This is a genomic window from Phyllobacterium myrsinacearum, assembly GCF_014138285.1.
Taxonomy (GTDB): Bacteria; Pseudomonadota; Alphaproteobacteria; order Rhizobiales; family Rhizobiaceae; genus Phyllobacterium; species Phyllobacterium myrsinacearum_A.
Window position 1 is genome coordinate 97070 of the sequence record NZ_JACGXN010000003.1, and the last position, 17647, is coordinate 114716.

14 protein-coding genes and 3 pseudogenes are annotated in these 17647 nt (G+C 50.1%); 3 read left to right on the forward strand and 14 right to left on the reverse strand.

What is annotated here, in order from left to right:
• Nucleotides 1-16 precede the first annotated feature (16 nt).
• Nucleotides 17-1225 carry a glycosyltransferase gene (locus FHW16_RS12760; protein WP_182549598.1) on the forward strand — a complete coding sequence of 403 codons (1209 nt, stop codon included), beginning with the start codon at nt 17-19 and terminating at the stop codon, nt 1223-1225.
• Here FHW16_RS12760 and FHW16_RS12765 read toward each other — a convergent pair.
• The 5 genes from FHW16_RS12765 to FHW16_RS12785 are packed head-to-tail and all read right to left on the reverse strand — an operon-like array spanning nt 1222 to nt 5828.
• Complete coding sequence (locus FHW16_RS12765; RefSeq protein WP_182549599.1) at nt 1222-1812, reverse strand: putative colanic acid biosynthesis acetyltransferase; 591 nt, start codon at nt 1810-1812, stop codon at nt 1222-1224. The genes FHW16_RS12760 and FHW16_RS12765 overlap by 4 nt on opposite strands.
• A 49-nt stretch (nt 1813-1861) precedes the next feature.
• On the reverse strand, nt 1862-3154 hold the full coding sequence (locus tag FHW16_RS12770) for a hypothetical protein (protein WP_246711746.1): 1293 nt from the start codon (nt 3152-3154) through the stop codon (nt 1862-1864).
• Nucleotides 3151-3807 carry a YdcF family protein gene (locus tag FHW16_RS12775; RefSeq protein WP_182549600.1) on the reverse strand — a complete coding sequence of 219 codons (657 nt, stop codon included), beginning with the start codon at nt 3805-3807 and terminating at the stop codon, nt 3151-3153. The genes FHW16_RS12770 and FHW16_RS12775 overlap by 4 nt, the downstream gene beginning before the upstream one ends.
• The gene (locus FHW16_RS12780; protein WP_182549601.1) at nt 3804-4637 is read right to left on the reverse strand and encodes a glycosyltransferase family 2 protein; all 834 of its coding nucleotides are present in this window, start codon (nt 4635-4637) and stop codon (nt 3804-3806) included. The genes FHW16_RS12775 and FHW16_RS12780 overlap by 4 nt, the downstream gene beginning before the upstream one ends.
• A 24-nt stretch (nt 4638-4661) precedes the next feature.
• The gene (locus FHW16_RS12785; RefSeq protein ID WP_182549602.1) at nt 4662-5828 is read right to left on the reverse strand and encodes an MraY family glycosyltransferase; all 1167 of its coding nucleotides are present in this window, start codon (nt 5826-5828) and stop codon (nt 4662-4664) included.
• Between the two features lie 537 nt (nt 5829-6365).
• Between FHW16_RS12785 and FHW16_RS12790 the strand changes: the two genes are divergently transcribed.
• The gene (locus tag FHW16_RS12790; RefSeq protein ID WP_182549603.1) at nt 6366-7205 is read left to right on the forward strand and encodes a helix-turn-helix transcriptional regulator; all 840 of its coding nucleotides are present in this window, start codon (nt 6366-6368) and stop codon (nt 7203-7205) included.
• 264 nt (nt 7206-7469) lie between these two features.
• Here FHW16_RS12790 and FHW16_RS12795 read toward each other — a convergent pair whose 3' ends face one another.
• The 7 genes and pseudogenes from FHW16_RS12795 to FHW16_RS12825 all read right to left on the reverse strand — a co-directional run.
• Nucleotides 7470-9455, reverse strand: a complete 1986-nt coding sequence (locus FHW16_RS12795; protein WP_182549604.1) for a BTAD domain-containing putative transcriptional regulator — start codon at nt 9453-9455, stop codon at nt 7470-7472.
• 624 nt (nt 9456-10079) lie between these two features.
• A pseudogene (locus tag FHW16_RS29270) lies at nt 10080-10188 on the reverse strand (IS110 family transposase); the annotation flags it as partial.
• Nucleotides 10189-10328: 140 nt separating this feature from the next.
• Nucleotides 10329-10442 (reverse strand): annotated as a pseudogene (locus FHW16_RS12805) (IS3 family transposase); the annotation flags it as partial.
• A gap of 448 nt (nt 10443-10890) precedes the next feature.
• Nucleotides 10891-11775 carry a WcbI family polysaccharide biosynthesis putative acetyltransferase gene (locus FHW16_RS12810; RefSeq protein WP_182549606.1) on the reverse strand — a complete coding sequence of 295 codons (885 nt, stop codon included), beginning with the start codon at nt 11773-11775 and terminating at the stop codon, nt 10891-10893.
• A gap of 14 nt (nt 11776-11789) precedes the next feature.
• Nucleotides 11790-12860: a GSCFA domain-containing protein gene (locus FHW16_RS12815; protein WP_182549607.1), complete on the reverse strand. Its 1071-nt coding sequence runs from the start codon at nt 12858-12860 to the stop codon at nt 11790-11792.
• Nucleotides 12861-13245: 385 nt separating this feature from the next.
• Nucleotides 13246-14001, reverse strand: a complete 756-nt coding sequence (locus FHW16_RS12820; protein ID WP_182549608.1) for an FkbM family methyltransferase — start codon at nt 13999-14001, stop codon at nt 13246-13248.
• Between the two features lie 436 nt (nt 14002-14437).
• Nucleotides 14438-14698 (reverse strand): annotated as a pseudogene (locus FHW16_RS12825) (IS3 family transposase); the annotation flags it as partial.
• 276 nt (nt 14699-14974) lie between these two features.
• Here FHW16_RS12825 and FHW16_RS12830 point away from each other — a divergent pair.
• Nucleotides 14975-15568 carry a class I SAM-dependent methyltransferase gene (locus tag FHW16_RS12830; RefSeq protein WP_348643881.1) on the forward strand — a complete coding sequence of 198 codons (594 nt, stop codon included), beginning with the start codon at nt 14975-14977 and terminating at the stop codon, nt 15566-15568.
• 149 nt (nt 15569-15717) lie between these two features.
• Here FHW16_RS12830 and FHW16_RS12835 read toward each other — a convergent pair whose 3' ends face one another.
• Both FHW16_RS12835 and FHW16_RS12840 read right to left on the reverse strand, forming a co-directional pair.
• Nucleotides 15718-16737 carry an ABC transporter substrate-binding protein gene (locus FHW16_RS12835; protein WP_182549609.1) on the reverse strand — a complete coding sequence of 340 codons (1020 nt, stop codon included), beginning with the start codon at nt 16735-16737 and terminating at the stop codon, nt 15718-15720.
• Between the two features lie 43 nt (nt 16738-16780).
• Nucleotides 16781-17647, reverse strand: a complete 867-nt coding sequence (locus tag FHW16_RS12840) for an ABC transporter permease (RefSeq protein ID WP_182549610.1) — start codon at nt 17645-17647, stop codon at nt 16781-16783.

Sequence of the window (17647 nt, forward strand, 5' to 3'; positions counted from 1 at the left end):
GCGGACGGTCTTCACCATGCGCATAATTCACGTCATTTCTTCCATCGATCCGGCACAAGGTGGTCCCCAGTCGGGTTGTATTCGTCTGGCAGCCGCGCAATCAACTCTGGGCCATGATGTGCATATCGTCAGTTATGGCGGTGAAGACATACGCAAAAAAGCTTTTCAGGCGGCCCGCGTGGTTCCTCATCTTGAAGATATAACGTGGCACTTGCTTGCAGATCCAAATGTGAAGGAATCCATCTTTTGCTTGCAGGGCCGCAAAACACTCCACGCCGTTTTGACAGGAGCATCATTTGTACATATCCACGGCGTTTGGGAGCCTCTCCTCAGGAAGGCTGCCAGCATCGCCCGGGGAAAGCAAATACCCTACTGCGTGCAACCGCACGGCATGCTTGATGTGTGGAGCCTGAAACAGAAAGCCTTCAAAAAACGCCTTGCGTTGCGTTTCGGTTATCGGAAAATGTTAAGCAAGGCCAAGTTCATTCTGGCCTTGAATACGGATGAGGCGCGACTGCTTGAGCCGCTTAACCTGGCGTCGCCTCACCTAATAATTCCCAACGGTGTATTTCTCGAGGAGTTTGAGCGCCTTCCCGCAAGCGGGTTCTTCAAGGAGCGGCTTCCATACATCGGCGACAAGCGCATCATCCTATTCCTGTCACGGCTTCACACCAAGAAGGGACTGGATATCCTGGCAAAGGCGTATGCATACATCGCCAGCAGCTATCCGGATGTGGATCTTGTTGTTGCTGGTCCTGATGGAGGCGCACGTGACGGGTTCGTCGATGCGATAGCACAGTTGGACCTGAATGATCGCGTCCATCTGGTAGGTGCTCTTTATGGCGAAGACAAACTGCGCGCATTGGTGGATGCAACTTGCTTTTGCCTTCCAAGCCGCCAAGAAGGCTTCAGTGTAGCCATTCTCGAAGCGCTTGCGTGCGGATTACCGGTTGTTATCAGTGATGCATGTCACTTTCCGGAAGTCCGGGTCGCGCGCGCCGGAGCTGTGGTAAGCCTCGTCCCGGAAGACGTAGCCTCCGGCCTTAGCGCAATTCTCGATGACACCACGATGGCTTCGGCAATGGGTGAAAACGGACGGCGGCTCATTCGCGAGCAGTATACCTGGCCGCAGATAGCGTCATCAACGATCAAAGGCTACACGGGGATTCTCAGCACCCCAATGCCGGTAACATCTCAGCGCGTATCGGCACACGGAAAACTCTAAACTGTACCGGCTGCGTGACGAAGCCGGACTGGCTTTGCAGGATTGCCCACATAAATAGTCCAGGGCAGCAGTGTCCGGGCTGCCACGGCCCTGGCACCGAGGACAGCGCCCTCCCCGACAGCAACCCCGGGTCCCACGAATGCTTCGGCGGCAATCCAAGCGTTGGCCTGTATGGTGATCGGCAGACTGACAAGGGGGAAGTCCTCGTCATCGACATCATGCGTCCCTGTACACAAATGCGCACGCTGCGATACAATCGAAAAATCCCCAAGCGTCACGTTAGCAACATTGTAACAAAGCACGCCAGGGCCCATCGATGCATGTTGCCCCATCACCAGATTACCCGGCCACCAGATTCGCACGCTGCCGCGGACAATTGCCGTTGGGTGAATCTGCGCTCCGAAACGCTTGAGCAACCAAATCCGCCAAAGATTGCAAGGAGACGGTGTCCAAGCAGCAAGAAAAAACCAGCAAATTGTCCAACCCAATCGCGCGAGCCGAAATCTGAGCGCAAAAGTTGCCCCGCCGAAACGGGGTAATGGTTCCCCTGCTTTGTCCAACGTCCCATCGGCGAAACGTGATTGCATCAAATTCTCCCTATATGAATAAACTACTCGCCGTTTTTGCAGTTTGGGTTCAGGCTGCTGCGGTGAGATGAGGCTGCAACAGTGGCGCATCAGCAAAAAACCGTTCATGTTGATTATGAGATGTTGGGCGCCGTGCCCAAGCGAGAGCTGGCACCAGGAAAATGATCATATGCACCCACACGATCAGCGCCCAGTCAGTTTGATGTGAGATGGCATGCATGGCAGGGACGATCGATAGCATGTAAACGATCTGGGCAGTCGTTGCACCGGCATTTGCAGAGACCCATAATTTTCGGACGAGATACGACAGAAGAAGAAACTTCAACGCTCCAAAATACCAGAATGATTGAAAAGCATCGGCCATCCCTGTTTCGGTGGTCCCCGTAAGCGGGCTATATTCGCGGCCCAGCGAGGGTAGCTTCGCCATTAGCGCGTTCTTCAATTTGTCGCCGACAAGCTGCGCAGGGACATAATTGAACACAAGACGATTCCAGTGAAACATGCCGTAGTCGAATTCGAGTGACATGTCGGTGTTGTAGATGCGCAGAACGGCATTATGCATTTCCGGACCGCCATCTTTCAGCAGATTATCAAAATTGGCAGCAATATCGATATGGCTGATATCTTCCCATATCGGTCCGGAATTCGCACGTGTTATATCTCGATAATCGCTCATCGAGCTCATCAACAACATGCCTATTGCGATGCCAGCCACGGCAAATGCGCGTGGCACAATCCAGGCTCTGTGAAACCAGAATGCCAGAACAAATATGGCAATCAGCTCAACGGCTTCCGCCCGTTTGCCGGTCACGAGTATTCGATCCAGATAGAATACAAGATCAACAACAATAATAAGTGCCGCAATCCAGGAAAAGCGACGGGCAAAGCATAGAACGGCGATCGCCAGGCCATAGGTCATAAATCGGGCAAAAAACAACCAGGCAACCGGCGCGCCACTCATCTGAACGCCGACAGAAACGTCACCCGGCAATCGGCTTAGCTTGTAGTAGAAATAGGCCCCCGTAACGGATAATAGCAATGAAACAACCAGCAAGCGCTTCTCATCAAAGCTTTGTTGGAGGAAGCGGAAGGGTCGAGCATTGGGTGCCCATCCCAGCCAGCACATGATCAGGCAAAGAATTGAAAACGCGATAGTTTTGACATAAGCGCCTTCGGGCAGAAAATGGTCATCTGCCAACGCTGGTATCTGAGGCATGATGAAGCTGAACGTGATGACTCCGACGAGGAACGGAAACTGGTATATCCTTTCACTTCGCAGAAGCCCCCAGCCGATGAGCAGGAGAACCGTGATGAGCATCAACCATGTGAACAGCCAGTTCATGCGATCATTCCCTCGGCAAAGATCCGGCTATCCCTCGTCCCGCGGTCTTTCCACAACCGGTAGCGCAGCATGTACCAGAGGCTTTTCGGGTACTCTTTGAAAATCTGAATGCCATCCTGCGCAACGGCTATCTGCCAATTGGAAACGCTTGGCTCAACCGGAATTGATATCCATTGGATATCGGAGGATATCCTTTCAAAGCTGCCCAAGGCACGGCGAGAGTGAAACCAGCTTGTCACAAGAATAGCCCTGTGCACGTGCATGCGGTGGAGAATGGGACTGGAGAAAAGGGCATTCTCCCATGTATTTCCCGATTGGCATTCTATCGAGATTGAGCCACCATCGACGCCAAGCTCAATCATGGTTTTGCGTATCCAGGTACAGTCCCCGTCACCGCTTATGAGTATTCTCGGAGCCAAGCCGTCGCGCCAGAGGCGGGCAGCCTGTGCCGCACGCGAAGGTCCGTCCCCACCCAAAACAACAATAACATCTGCCTTGGCAGCTTGGTTGCGTACGCTCAGGAGCCCATTGGCAAAAACAATTGCCAAGGGATAACTGGACAGGACGAGGACACCCAGAACCAGAGTTGTCACGCACCAATGATGCAGCAGATTTTCACTACGCTGCTTCAGATGAGAAGCGGTCGTTGTCATATCGAAAGACCATGCTCGCGGCGGCGCTGCTCCTGGATCTTGATCACGATCATATACTCGTAAGCAGCGATGAGGCGGCAATAGTGATAACCCTGCCAGCCGTCGAGGAAACCGCCCCGCAACAGATACATGTAAGCAAAGCGGGCTGCGGGTCGGAACGGCAGTCTGTAGGACAGTTCTTTGAGTGCCCTGCGGCGCGCTTCCGGAACCGTACTCAAAAAGTCCCTCCATGGAACGCCCCTGCCGCGCAGGATCTGCAGGGACTCTTTGGCTTCGAAACCTGAATAGCGATTGTGTTTGTCAAACCAGGCAGTCAGGCCTTTGCTGAAACTGTAATGAATGAAGTGAGATTTCAGCCGTCCGGTAGGACCGTTGCCGACGCAGCGTGAATGGCACTCACGTTCATATACGACCCGTTCTGGCCGGCAAAGACGTGTGATCCATGTCGGATAGAGGCTACTGTGTTTCACCCAACGTCCCATGAACATGTTCTTGTAGCGAACCCGAAACAGTGCCTCCGGTCGATCTGGATCGTTTGCTATCGTCAACATTTCGTCACGCAGATCATTCGGTGTGATTTCATCAGCATCCGGCATGTAAACCCAAGCGTGTTTGAACTCTATTTCCTTCAGGCCGTACATGCGCTGCTTGGTTTCTGTTTCGTATCTGTGCTGATAGATGCGCGCACCCGCCTGCCGCGCAATTTCAACAGTTTGATCCGTGCTGAAGGAATCCAAAATAACGATGTCGTCGCACCAGGACAGAGAAGCCAGGCAGGCCGGAAGGCTCTCTTCCTCGTTCAGGGTCATAATCAAGACAGATACGGACAAGTGAATACTCCATTCTTGGGTGCGCTAGACGGCATCGGACAAAATATTAGGACTTGGTTGTACTGGCTGCTGGCTAGCAACAAAGCTCTTGTCCAGCTCGGGGCGAAGAAGCATGGGAGCAATAGGATTGAATTGAGGAATTTTAACGGGGTGCGGTTTGTCGTGGCTGGGAAATCCGGTTGCCGCGAAAACAAACGCAGAGTGAATAGCAACCGGGAACAGCAACCCGAATGTCATTGCATAGTTCGGAACGCCGACAATCAATCCAATAAAACCAATACCGCCGCACAGTGCTGATGATGCCACGATAATGTTCGTAGTGGTGGAATGCGAATATGCTTGATCCAGTAGCAAATGGTGCAGATGCCAGCGATCCGCTGTCAATGGATTGCGTCCAGAATATAACCTGCGGACAATGAGGCTGATCGTATCCGTGACCGGCACGATGACGATCCACAACAGGACCGGAAAGGCAATCTCACCCTCACGCGAGAGAGTGATCAAAAGATAGGCAATAGTAGCGCCGAGTGCCGTACTTCCGGCGTCGCCCAAGAATATATTGGCCCGTGCCAGCCAGCGACTGCGCATATTGAAGAGAAGAAAGCCGCACACGGCCGCAAGAAGCACAAAGCAGGATAAATCCAGATTTGCCAGCCCCTTCCAGCTCGCAGTCAAAGCGATCCAAAAAAGCGAGAAAGCAGCACAGCCGCCAGCAAGCCCATCGACGCCATCAATCATGTTCCATGAATTGACCAGGCCGACGACAAATAAAATCGCTATGATCATGAGTATCGGTGCGCTTGTATCCACGAAGGCCAAGGGCAGCATGTTCGCAACATAAATGCTCGATCCGGCCAGTGGCACGATCAAGATGCCAGCAGCAAGCAGCTGCGCAAAAAGCCGGGTAGCTGCTGATAGCTCCTTCCGGTCATCCATCACACCGATACAAAGAATGACGAATATACCAGCCCAAAAGCTCGTGGGAAGAAGTCCGGTGCCTTTGGATAATATGACAAATGAAAATGCCGAAAAGATCGCGATACCACCGCACAACGGAATCACACATTCATGCCGTTTGCGATCATTCGGATGATCGACGAGGGCCAATGCGTAGGAAATCTTCCTCAGAAACACGATAAGCAGCACGGTCATTGACAGGGCTACGATGGAATTGGTGAACCAGAGCAACACGGACGACCCCCGTTTATGAGGCATTCACCGATGCAAGATGTCATCACCTTTCACCATCAACGTGAACGCTTTTTTTAAAAGGTATCGGCGTTCCGAAGAGAGCTCCATTTAGTAAAATTGTGAACAAGATCAGCTTGAAGGATGAGGCGAACTGCCCCTTTTGATTAGGCGCGCTGGTCAGGTGGAATTGCACGCCTTATTTGAGATCATGCCTACCCTGGAACGCGGCCACGATTTACGCAGAACAGCTTATGCAACCCTCTTTTGTCATGGAAAACGAGCTTACAATTCCAGCGATAATCAATGTTGGGGCCTAAGCCGGATTATGCATGACATCCAGCATCAGTGAAAACTTCCAGAAGCATCAGCCATAATATTCAAGTCACGCCCTCGTCACTCTCAACCAATTAACTTACTCGGTAAGGATGGATCAAATATTACTGCAATCATGGTTCTGACCATCCAAGTTTCTGAAAAACAGAATTTTAAAAACTATGAACAGTAATGATTATGTTCACAAGAAACGTAGGGGCAAGCATGAGTACGAATACGAACATCCACGCAAAAGACTGTATTCATTACAATTTTGGCGCCAGTCATGATAACAGACGCACCAACAGCATTTTCATTTATGCCGAAACGGGGGTCGTTTTTCAGGGGCTTGTACAATCACTGGAAAGAACATTTTCTGACATAAAGATAGATTTGTCGAATTATCTTCCCGATATTCAGGATCAGGATCTGAGCGTGGGATTAGTACTTCTACATATAGATCTCGTCGATGATCTTTCGGAGTGCATTGAACGCTGCCGGATATCTTTTCCGAATGCTTCGATTACTTTGATGATCAACGGTGATGGCGCCGGATCTCATGGACTAAGCAGACTGTTTGGCGACAAACGAATTCAGGGACTGCTACCATTTACCCTGAAACTTGATATCTGGCTGGCGGCCATATGGCTTTTGCTTAACGGCGGGGAATATTATCCCTACGGTGTCATGCAGTCGCTGGAACAAATCGCAAAAGAGAACCCCATGCGCGGCCGTCAACCGGCTACAACAAATGGCTTCGCCGGGCGTATTACCGAAAGCAAGCCCATTGACACATTGACATTGCGCGAACGTCAAATTCTGGAATTTATTGCTGAGGGCCTGCAAAACAAGACCATAGCTGACCGGCTGAATCTCTCCGGCCACACGGTGAAGGTCCATGTTCACAATCTGATCCGGAAACTCAAGGTTCACAATCGGACCCAAGCTGCGGCTATCTACCGGAACTATCTTGAACAATCATCGCTGCAGTCCTCTGCCGGCTGGAATACCCAACGCGCGATCAATCGTTTTTCCGAAATGACTGAATCATTGGCCAACGCCTGAAGTTTAACCTGAAGTGTTGCTTGAGTCGCACTCAAATGCATACGCTTAGGTGCTGCCTGAAAAGGCAGCGGAATACGGTTATGATTTGTGCGTCAAAGCCGGCGCACAGCACAATATTCCTGATCAAGGATTGGACGCCATCGCGTGTCGCTGAACTGCCGGACATTGGTGGTATCCGGACTTTATTCAGCTCTCTTCCGTGTTTCGTGCCGCGTGCGGGAAAACACGACCACCTCAACTCATTGGTGCACCCGGTCTGAACGATTATTGAAGCCTGACAGCGGGAAATGATGCTTCGTTTCTGGCAAGCTGCACGGGCAGTCTCAGGCAGATGTTTCGGGCCCAATCGCCAATGCGAAATTTGGGACTGCCCGCCAAATTATAGCTCTTGTACCTGTTCGCTTCTTTGTTTTCGCCAAGCTCCGCCCAGCATGCGGCCATTAGGCGTGATGCGACGCGCGGATTTTTCATACGTGACAGATAATCAATGGCGTTCGCATGCTGGCCAAGGTTATGAAGAATACCGGCAGCGGTCCAAAAATAATGATCCGGCGCAAGAGGATTGTGCGCAAAAGCGTGTTTGATTTTGGCCAGCGCCAGGTCCAGGTTGCCATAGTGCAACAAAGCATCGGAATAATCTGCAAGTAAATCCGCATGTTGGTGGCTCTTGGACTCTGCTTGGTCAAAATAATCGAGACTGTCCTCGAACCTGCCCAGATACATGCTGATGATGCCAAGTTCGTGTAAGGGCCTTCCATCCTCCGTATCGGCCATTGCCGCTCGTTGGGCAATTTTCTCAGCCTCCAAAAGAAGGAAGTTGTCATCCCGGTCCAATACGAGCCATTCCCTATGCATGCTCCTGGCTATTCCACTGAGGGCGGGAGCAAAATCGCGAGATACATTCAGCGCGTTTTTAAACGATTGCCGTGCCTGATGCAGCTTTTCAACGTCAAATTTATCGACTTCACCCTGTCCGATTAGATACCAGGAATAAGCAGTGGGATCACGAGACAGTTGATTGTAACGTTCGAGTTCCTTTTTCTCGATAACCGACGCAACTGACAGAATAATTCTGATCGAAATCTGGCGATACTGCTGTTCGGGGAGAACGTCATCGAACTTATGGCTTTCCACCCATACAACTTCTTGAGACCCAATCTTGATAAGGCAGACAGACAGAACGTAACTTCCAAAGATTTGAGTGACCTTACTGTTGATTATGTAATCGATGCCGAGCCCCTTGCTCGTTTGGTGGAGAGTCGAGATGGAACTCGTCGCTATCTGGCTTGCTGTATAGGGAGCAACCACCCAGAGTGTGTTAAGCTGACAAAGGCCCAAGGTGATATCGTCGACCAAAGATGCTGCCAGCTGCTCCATCGGATCCATTGGATTGACCGCCAGATGGATGACAGCAATTTTCGGCAGGCCCTCGTGCGAAGCTTCTTTTTGGCTTCCCTCAAAAACGTCATCGCTCACGGAGTTCAAACCTGTATCAAATAGGATCAGGTCTTGGCGTGGAATATTTTGCTGACCTTTTGAATCTGTTTGGGATTGCGAAATAAGGTCTCGATAGAGGCGGATCGTCTGCTCCTCTGGGTCTACGTCGAGGTCGTCGCGTAACTTGCCAGCACATTCGCGAAACAGACGCTCGACCTTGCCCGGTTGTCCGAGCTGACCGGCTACCCGCATAAGGGTCCGATAACCGACTTCCTGATATGCATCGATCTCGATAAGTTTTCGCGCGCACTGACACTTCGCCTCAACTGGCATAACAGTCGCGTGATCCAACACTCTTTTTAAGAGCGATATAATTGTATCGCGCAGCTCGACCCGCTTGATATCAAGCCAATCATCAAAGTCCGAATGTTGAAGCAGGTTTTGCTCGAGAAGATCGCCTCGATACGCATCACAGCATTCAAGAACGGACTCCACGTCTCCATTCTGCGACAGCCCGATTACTGCCATCACATCAATCCAGACTAACCCAGCCCTAACTTGCTCAAGATTGAGTGAAACAAATATTGCATCCATCTGAATCAGATTCAGGGCATTCTGATCTTGAAACTTACGGATGCGTGCAAGGCTTTGACGCAGATTTACAAGTGCGTGGGACGGATCACTATCCGACCATAAAATTTGTGCCAACTTCGACCGTGAAACAGAGTGAGAACTCTCTTCCAACAGCAAGTATGCTAAAATGCGAAAAAAATTGGCCGGAACCCATGTTATGGGCCCGCTCTCCAATGTCATGCTGGAATCACCAAGTATCCTTATCCTCATTATCATTGACCCCAACATGGTGATGGAACAAAAATTCCACTGCTCTATGGATTGGGGTAATTATAATTTCTCTGTATATTAAGTCTTTATCTCAAAATCCCGTTCCTTGTCTTTGAGTACAAAAATTCTCTATAAATGCTTCTGATTCAATTGATCGATACTCTACGATTCTTCATGAGTCTAAAAGGTTGAGAATGTTACTTGCGCTCACGAGAGGCGCGAATGACTTGAAAGCCCACAAAGGTTCCGGCGCAGGGAGCGAGCTTTTCCGGCAATAACCGTATTAGCCCTGGCTTTTGAACCATACAGGATTACTGCAACCAATTACGGTCAAAACGATATTAGTGCAGCACACGGTTAGGTTAGCTAACAATATTACATTTACATTGATCAAGATAATGTTGACTAGTTCATAATCTATAATGATGAAATGACGTGAAATATGGTATAAATCTCAATTATAGAAATTAAATTACTTACATATAACGAATATATACATTGCATCATAACGTATTTATGGGGTAAATGAGACTCATATATCGAGTATGATGCGTTCGAACGATTCATCAAACCCGCACAGACAATCGGCTATTGCGTGCGGATCGCTTTCAACAGTCGTTTCGAGCAGAACCTTACCGTTGTTGTCCAAGACGCAGATAGCTGTCGTCTTCACGGAAATATCGAGGCCGGCAAACAGTGACATGATAGGTTCCTTTCAAATTGGATTAACGGAACTGCCATCTCACCTCATCCAACGCGTGAAGGCGAGGAGCAATCCGAATACCCCATCTAAGCCCCGCACGCCGCCGTGCCTGTGTGGCGCATGTAGTCGGGGAATTTGGCGTGTACGTCAAACTGCGGGGACAATTCCACCAGCGTCTGCTCACCTCGGATGGCGGCGAGCGCCACCTTTGCCTTGAAAGCCGGGCTGTGGCTCCGGCGCGGTCGTCTCGTCATGGTCTCTCCTGTTCCCGGCATCTAAGCCGAAGTCAGGCAGAAATTCCACTTATCCTAGCTGTGCGGATTTCCCGAGCCAGCTCTGAAATCGATCATGCGAAAGATACGGAAGATGATCTCTCAACGGGTGTAATTTGGCCGGTTTATCCTGAATTGGCGAACCGAATCGGTTTAAAAGGCTCTTTGGATTTTCGAGGCGGGGCACAGGATGGCAACAAAACATACGGACTCGAAGAGTATATTTTCTTGTCCTTTAAAGAATATGCTCGTTCGCCATTTGGATAAGGACAATTCAAGCTGGCTTCGGCGCTTGCGTGCCAGTCTTCGTAGATGCCAACCGCGCTTTTCCAGTACCGCAGAATCGGCGTAATGGGATTCGAGGACGCTGGAATTCTAAATAGCACGCGCTACCAGCATCTGCGTGCCAAAATATGTTCATCCCAGCAGATCAAGCAAGACCCATATGAGCACCCAGCACATTCAGCAGTCCGGTAGTTCTAAACTGGGCTGGCGTAAAGCCGTCATCCTTGTATCGTTTGAAGCATCCGTCGATGAATTCTTCCAGATGCAAGGCGGACGAAGGGTTTGCGGCATGCCCCGCGGGTTTGAACTCGTAAGATCCCGCGTTATTGCCGATGCGCTGTGCGATCTCCGGATATACCGGCCACACAATTCCGTCAGCAAAATAGTCATGAACAGTTTCGTCCATTGTAACATCCCGTTTAATCGCAAGACCCGAGGCTTCGAGCAGGTTGCGGGCGAGATCGTTGACAACGGCTATCTTGGGATGGTTGATAGTGTACATGAATGGATCCGATTTTTCCCAACGAGCGAAATCCTCTTCTAGATCAAGGTTGTATTGCTTAGCCGTGCGAAGAAACTGCTGCCTTCCGAGCTCATATGCATCAAAATAGCCGAGACGTCCGAAAGTCAGCGCGTTGAAACGCTCAGCCGTATCTTCGACGGAAAGTTCGCTGGCATAAGCAACCGCCACGATGCGCGAATTGTAAGCACCTAGGCAGGATGTGGCCACACGACCTTCAATGCCAAAATATGTAATATCCGGATGATAACCAGTAAAAACTATGCTTGGCCACAACACCGAACGGCCGATCTTGCTGACCTGCTCGTTAATGGAGGCATAGTTGCCGATTTCCGCAAATGACAGACTCAGATCAAAGCCCTCAAACATGGATTTGAGCCGAGAGGGCTCAAGAGTGTGGATGTCTGCAACACTGAAATGCTGGACAAAAGCATCTGGAGAAAGCACCTTGATCGCGTTGGCAATGCCAATAGCTGTGCAGTTTCCAACAACGGCGACGCGTACAGTCATTTGTCACCTATCCCCTAAAGTACCAATCGTTCTTCGTCGCACAGCACGCCCGCGACCTGAGCATATTCGGCTTCAGTCTTCTCGACCTGTTCTTTGCTGGCAGCTGGGGGAGCCGTGCGCGCAACGGTCTCGATATTTTCATCAGCAGTCAGATGATGTCTGGCAAAAATCTCCATCACATGTGCAACACCCTGGGCCTGTACCTGACGAAAATCGTCTTCAAAGTACTGCGCTTTCGAAGGGTGAGAGCTGATAATCTCAAAGGATGGGAAATAGGATACAAAATCATGATCCCGGGCGGCTTCATCAGCGACAACCCGCAATGCAGATTTTGAATAGGTATTTGACAGAAGGATATGTTGTGGTTCGTAAGTGGCGATCAACGACACCGGTGAAACGGTCAAAATCACTTGAACCTTTGGATTCACAAGACGCAGATCCTTCAAAAAGGCATTTAGATTCGTGTTCATGTCGCTAACGCGAGCGTTGCGAAATGCGTAAAGATGCTGCCAGTCCGGGCAGTCAACCGCTGCAGGAACCACCGGTATGGCTGCCGAATCTTCCGTGGCCTCCCAGCCTTCTGTGAGACCAAGAGTGAAGACGAATACGTCACATTCCTCGAATACACGCCGAACTGCCCTTAGATGTGATTTTTGAAGAGTAAGTAGTTCTTCGAGTGTCTCAAACCCTTCTTCACGTACAGCGGGCCGGAAGGGATCCATATATCTGCCGTTCGAATTTACCCAATAATTTGTCTTGGGCTTGTAGAAGCCATAAGCACGCGCCATCAACTGGCATAGCTGCGTGACGGTATAGACATTGCCATAGGCTGCAGAAAATTGTCCATAGAGCAAGTTGTCTTCCTGTCCAGCTGGCGCCTGCTCAGTTTTTAAATAACAATAACCTTGATCGATCAGCGAACGGGCAATGTGCTGAGCAAAGCAACTGCCCGCTGTAGCGAGCCTAGTTTTGGGATTAAGTTTTACTGTACCCCCAACGGCAGGATCCACATCTTCCCAACATCGTAAGCTTACAGCGCGGCGCCAATACTGATGATCAGGTAAATCGCGGTATGGGTGAGACATTAATTTTCCTCCAACGCACCACGAGCGTAATTCATACCAAAGTACAAGACAATACAGATCGAGCCCGACCTTATCTAAATTTGCGAATAAGATTTATTTTAATATTCTCATTTGATTTTGAAGTGGAGTAAAAACGCTATCTGTCCGTATTTTGCGTAATTTGTACTTATTATATGCAGACTGCGAGGCTTATTATATTCTGGATACAACATGTTATCATATGACGATTTACCAATGCCAATTAGAGAAACAACTTCCTCCGTAAAATAATTAGCCCTCTTCTATCGCCCCTTCGAGAATCGAATTCTTTTGTATCGGCTCTGCTTGAATAAGCCGCCGATCGATCGGGAACCAACAACCAACCGCTGCTGCACTGGCGCCAACTCTACACTGGCGTGCAGAAGAGTTGCGCGAATTTGAAACTGGTCAGCCAAGCAACATCCGGGGAGACGCCAGCATCAACAACTTCCTTGCCGTCATAGCCGTCCAATTTGAAGCTGTATTCCAGATCATGAAATATTTCGACGATCTTCGACATCGTTTTCACCGGATTGTCGAAGAGGTAATTATGTATTTCTAGGTTGACGTAAGGTCGATCAGACAAAATTCTCGGCGCCCCAAGCATTACCTCCAACTCTGCACCGTCTACGTCGATCTTCAGAAAATCGACCTTCCTGGAGTGGTCGTAATCATCATCGAGCCTGACGACTTCGACTTTAGTCGACATTCTTGGATCCTGATCCGAGGGGAGAACCAGAAACGCGCCGTCATTGTTTAAAACCGGCAACATACCTTTCCGATCTCCAACAGCGCGAGGATGAACAACGATATTTTTAAGCTTGTTCAATTTTGCGTTACGCTTAATCATAGTCGCATTATTGGGTGACGCCTCCCAAGCATGAACCGTGCCAGTCGGACCCGTACATAAAGCCAATAGAACAGTGGTCAAGCCCTGATGGGCGCCGCAATCAAGGACCATCCAGCCAGGTTGGATGGTGTCGATCCACCATTGTCGCTCTGTCTGCCATTGATTTGGGTAGCTATACCACTTGCGCGCCAAATCGTCCTCAATATGAACATCAAACTTATGCGGCCCGACGATTCGCTCTCTGGCGATAAACGGTTCAAATACCTCAGACATATTAGCGCCCCCCAATTACCGCGAACGAATGAAAGAAAGCATATCGAATTCCCTTGAGGTAATATATGATGATACAGTCTTAGGCAACCCTACTAGTTATACAGAAGATTGATGATTAACACATAAAAAGGAATCTATATATATGTTTATTCAGCATATATAGTAATAATAATATTTAAATAATTTAATGTTTGATTGTATCATAATGTTATTTACTTTAAATCAAGCAACGCTCTAGTACAGCCATAACCAAACTGTATTTACTTTCAACTTCACTGTACATTCTCACTACTAATACTTCCTCTCAGAGGGCAGCTTGAATAGCCCCGAGTTTGTTAGACACCCTGCGTCTTCAGTTTGTGGTTCCGTTCAAAGTGTGCCGGTGACAGCATACCGTTTCTAACGTGTTTGCGCTGCGGATTATAAAACATCTCGATGTAGGCCTACCTCCGTATCTGTCCGATCGGCGTTTATAACCGATCTGGGCCTTGACGCCTGCCAGCCTGGCCAACCTCGCCACACGGTTCGGACAACAGGTCTCTCCCTGATCCCGCAGATCATCGTGCAGCTTGCGGTATCCATAGACCTTGCCGCTGTCGTGCCATGCATTCTTGAGCAGCATTGTCTGGCGAATACATTCGTTTGCACGTTTGCTGAACGGCCGCTTATGCGGCACGGAGGGCGGTATATGCAGACAGTCTGACAGGGAGAATGCGTATTGCACGAGAGGTCTAAGGATCGTATGGCCGACGAGTTTGCAGCAGGGTTCAGAAAACCAGACCCGAGCACGTAAGCCTGAAGTGGACTGAGCCCGCGTAATCCATAGTGGCTGGCGGCGAAGTTCTGCCGCGAAAGAAGCCGAACACATGTCCGCACCAAACTCAAACGTCCAGATCTAAAGAATTCTCTTGCGCAACCGGAGGCGTCCACACATATCCTCAAGCATGTGCTTGAGCCTTCCTGCTTATGCTGAGTGTCCGGTCGAAACTGGGGGCAGTTCACCGCAGCAGCGAGGCCAAATGAAAAATGCATTGCAATCGACTTGTTTGATGACCAAGAGAAAAACTTGGACCACAGCGGCAAAGGATCGCTTTCAATATTCACCAAGCATATTGATGATTACGTTCCCCATCTGAAATCACAAATTACCGCCATATCGGCCGATAGCCTCTCGATTATCCCCACAACGATAAGAGACCGCCTCTCCAGCTCTGGCGCACGGTTGTTTTCAGTTGACGGAGGTCACACCGTTAAACACGTGATGAATGATATGGCATTAGCACAGGAGCTGATTGTGCCCGGGGGCGTGATACTGCTGGATGATTTTCTTGGTCCGCATTGGCCGAGCGTATCTGAAGGCCTGTTTGAGTTTCTGCGTATTGCCAACCGGCGTCTTGCTCCATTCCTGACATTTCAGAACAAGCTGTTCCTGACAACTTATTCTGAACATCCACAGATAATAGCGCAAACGCGAAAGCTGCTCGATCGAGATCTGGGCACGGAAATATATACCAGCAAATGGCGATACGCAGAAATTGGAGAACACAAAGTTCTCTGTTTTGCCTGATGGACTCCGTTTGTTCGACGCTGCGATTTCGGATTAACCGATGCGCCGAAACTGCTCGCTCACGTCTCATCGCTTGAATGGGGACATGTAAAAGGTGGCACCATATCAAAAATGCCACCTCTTATTGCCGTCGATAGTCTGGCAACCAGCTAGCTTCCGCTACGCGAATGAAGTTGAGGAATGAACAGGTCAGTCCAGCTTGCGGGCTTGACCTTGATTGTACCCGCTAAATTCATGAATTCGGCAAACTGCATGACGCCTTTTGGTGTCGTCGAGAATTGCGAATCCTTGTCGTTGAGCATTTCAAGGACTTCCTCGACCGAAACCTTCACCTTCGAACTCTTGGAAAAAATCTCGGCAGCCGCTTGCTTGTTGCTGGCGATGAAAGCGTTTGCTTCATCCAGTGCCGCCAGAAAAGCCTCAGTGGTTTTCGGATTGGCATCAACGAATTTCTTGGGCGCAAAGGTCACGTCCAGCGTGATATTGCCAATCACATCGACAGAATTGACGACACGATGCATCTTCGCGTCTTTTAGCTCCAGATAGGAAAAAGGCGGCGACGTGAAGTGCGCCGTAATTTCCGTCTGGCCGCTCGTGACCGCCGCCAAGGCTTCCGGATGTGGCAGGCTAACCGTCAATGGATCCAGCTTCGCATAATTCTCATGCCCGAATTTGTGCGCAGCCATCATTTGCAGGACAACGGCCGAGAGGGACGTCTTGATCCCCGGCAGAGCAATTTTGTCCTTGGGTGTTAAATCCTTCAGGGTCTTGACCTCGGGGTTGTTTGAATTCAACCACAGCGACGTTGCGCTGAGACCGCTGATGCCGACAACTTCGACATTTGGGATACCCTTGGCTTTGGCCCACAGGGTTACAAAGCCTGGCGCACCGGTGCCGGCAAAATCCAGTGAACCGGCCATCATCGCATCATTGATAACGTTGCCGCCATCCAGCATCAGCCATGTCACCTTGACATCACCGAGACCGGCTTTGGCCGCCTGTTTTTCCATTAGCTTCTGGTTTTCCATGATGATCAGCGGCAGATACAGAATGCCGTATCCCTTGGAGATCCGCACTTCAGTCACTTCCGCACGGGCAGCATTCGCAGTACCTGCCAATCCGAGTCCGATACCCAGCATAGCAGCACAGAGCTGTTTCATGATTTTCATTGTAGTCCTCCCTTTGTACATACCGGTTCCCGGCGGTTTAAACTCAAGCCTGCATTCCCCAGCGGCGAATGGTTTTCTTTTCAACCGTGGCAAAGATCAGGTTTTCGACGGCAAGGCCGATCAAAATAACCGTGAACAATCCTGCAAAGACATTGGCCGTTTCCAGTTGGTTACGGTTCTCAAAGATGAACCAGCCAAGACCACCCGAGCCGGACGATACGCCAAAGACCAGTTCGGCAGCGATCAGCGTGCGCCATGCAAAGGCCCAGCCTACCTTCAGGCCCGTCAAAATGGACGGGAACGCAGCAGGTATGAGAATGTGGCGGACAAGCTTGAGACCACGCAGGCCGTAATTGAGCCCCACCATGCGCATTGTATTGGAGACCGACCGGAAACCGGCATGCGTATTCAAGGCGATTGCCCATAGCACCGAGTGCACCAGCACGAAGATCACACTTCCCTGCCCCAGACCGAACCAGATCAAAGCCAATGGCAGCAACGCAATGGCCGGAAGAGGATTGAACATGGAGGTCAGTGTTTCAAGCAGATCGGCACCGATGCGGGATCCGATTGCCAGCGTGGTGAGCAGCGAAGCCAGCACGATGCCGATACCATATCCGATAAGCAAGGTTTTGATGGATGCAAGCGCCCGAGCCGGAATGGTTCCATCAGCAATGTTGGAGCTGAAGGCCGCAAAGGTTTGGGAAAAGCTGGGAAACAGCAGCGGATTGCCGAGCCAGCGTCCATAAATCTCCCAGGCTGCTGCGAGAACAAACAGGATGAATGCCTTTCGCACTGCACCGATGCGATAGATGCGCTCAAAGACAGACAATGTCTTCTCGACCTGCAGAAAATTTGTCTTGCCATCACCGCGCACAATTTCTGGACGTGTATAGAGAACTTCAGTCAT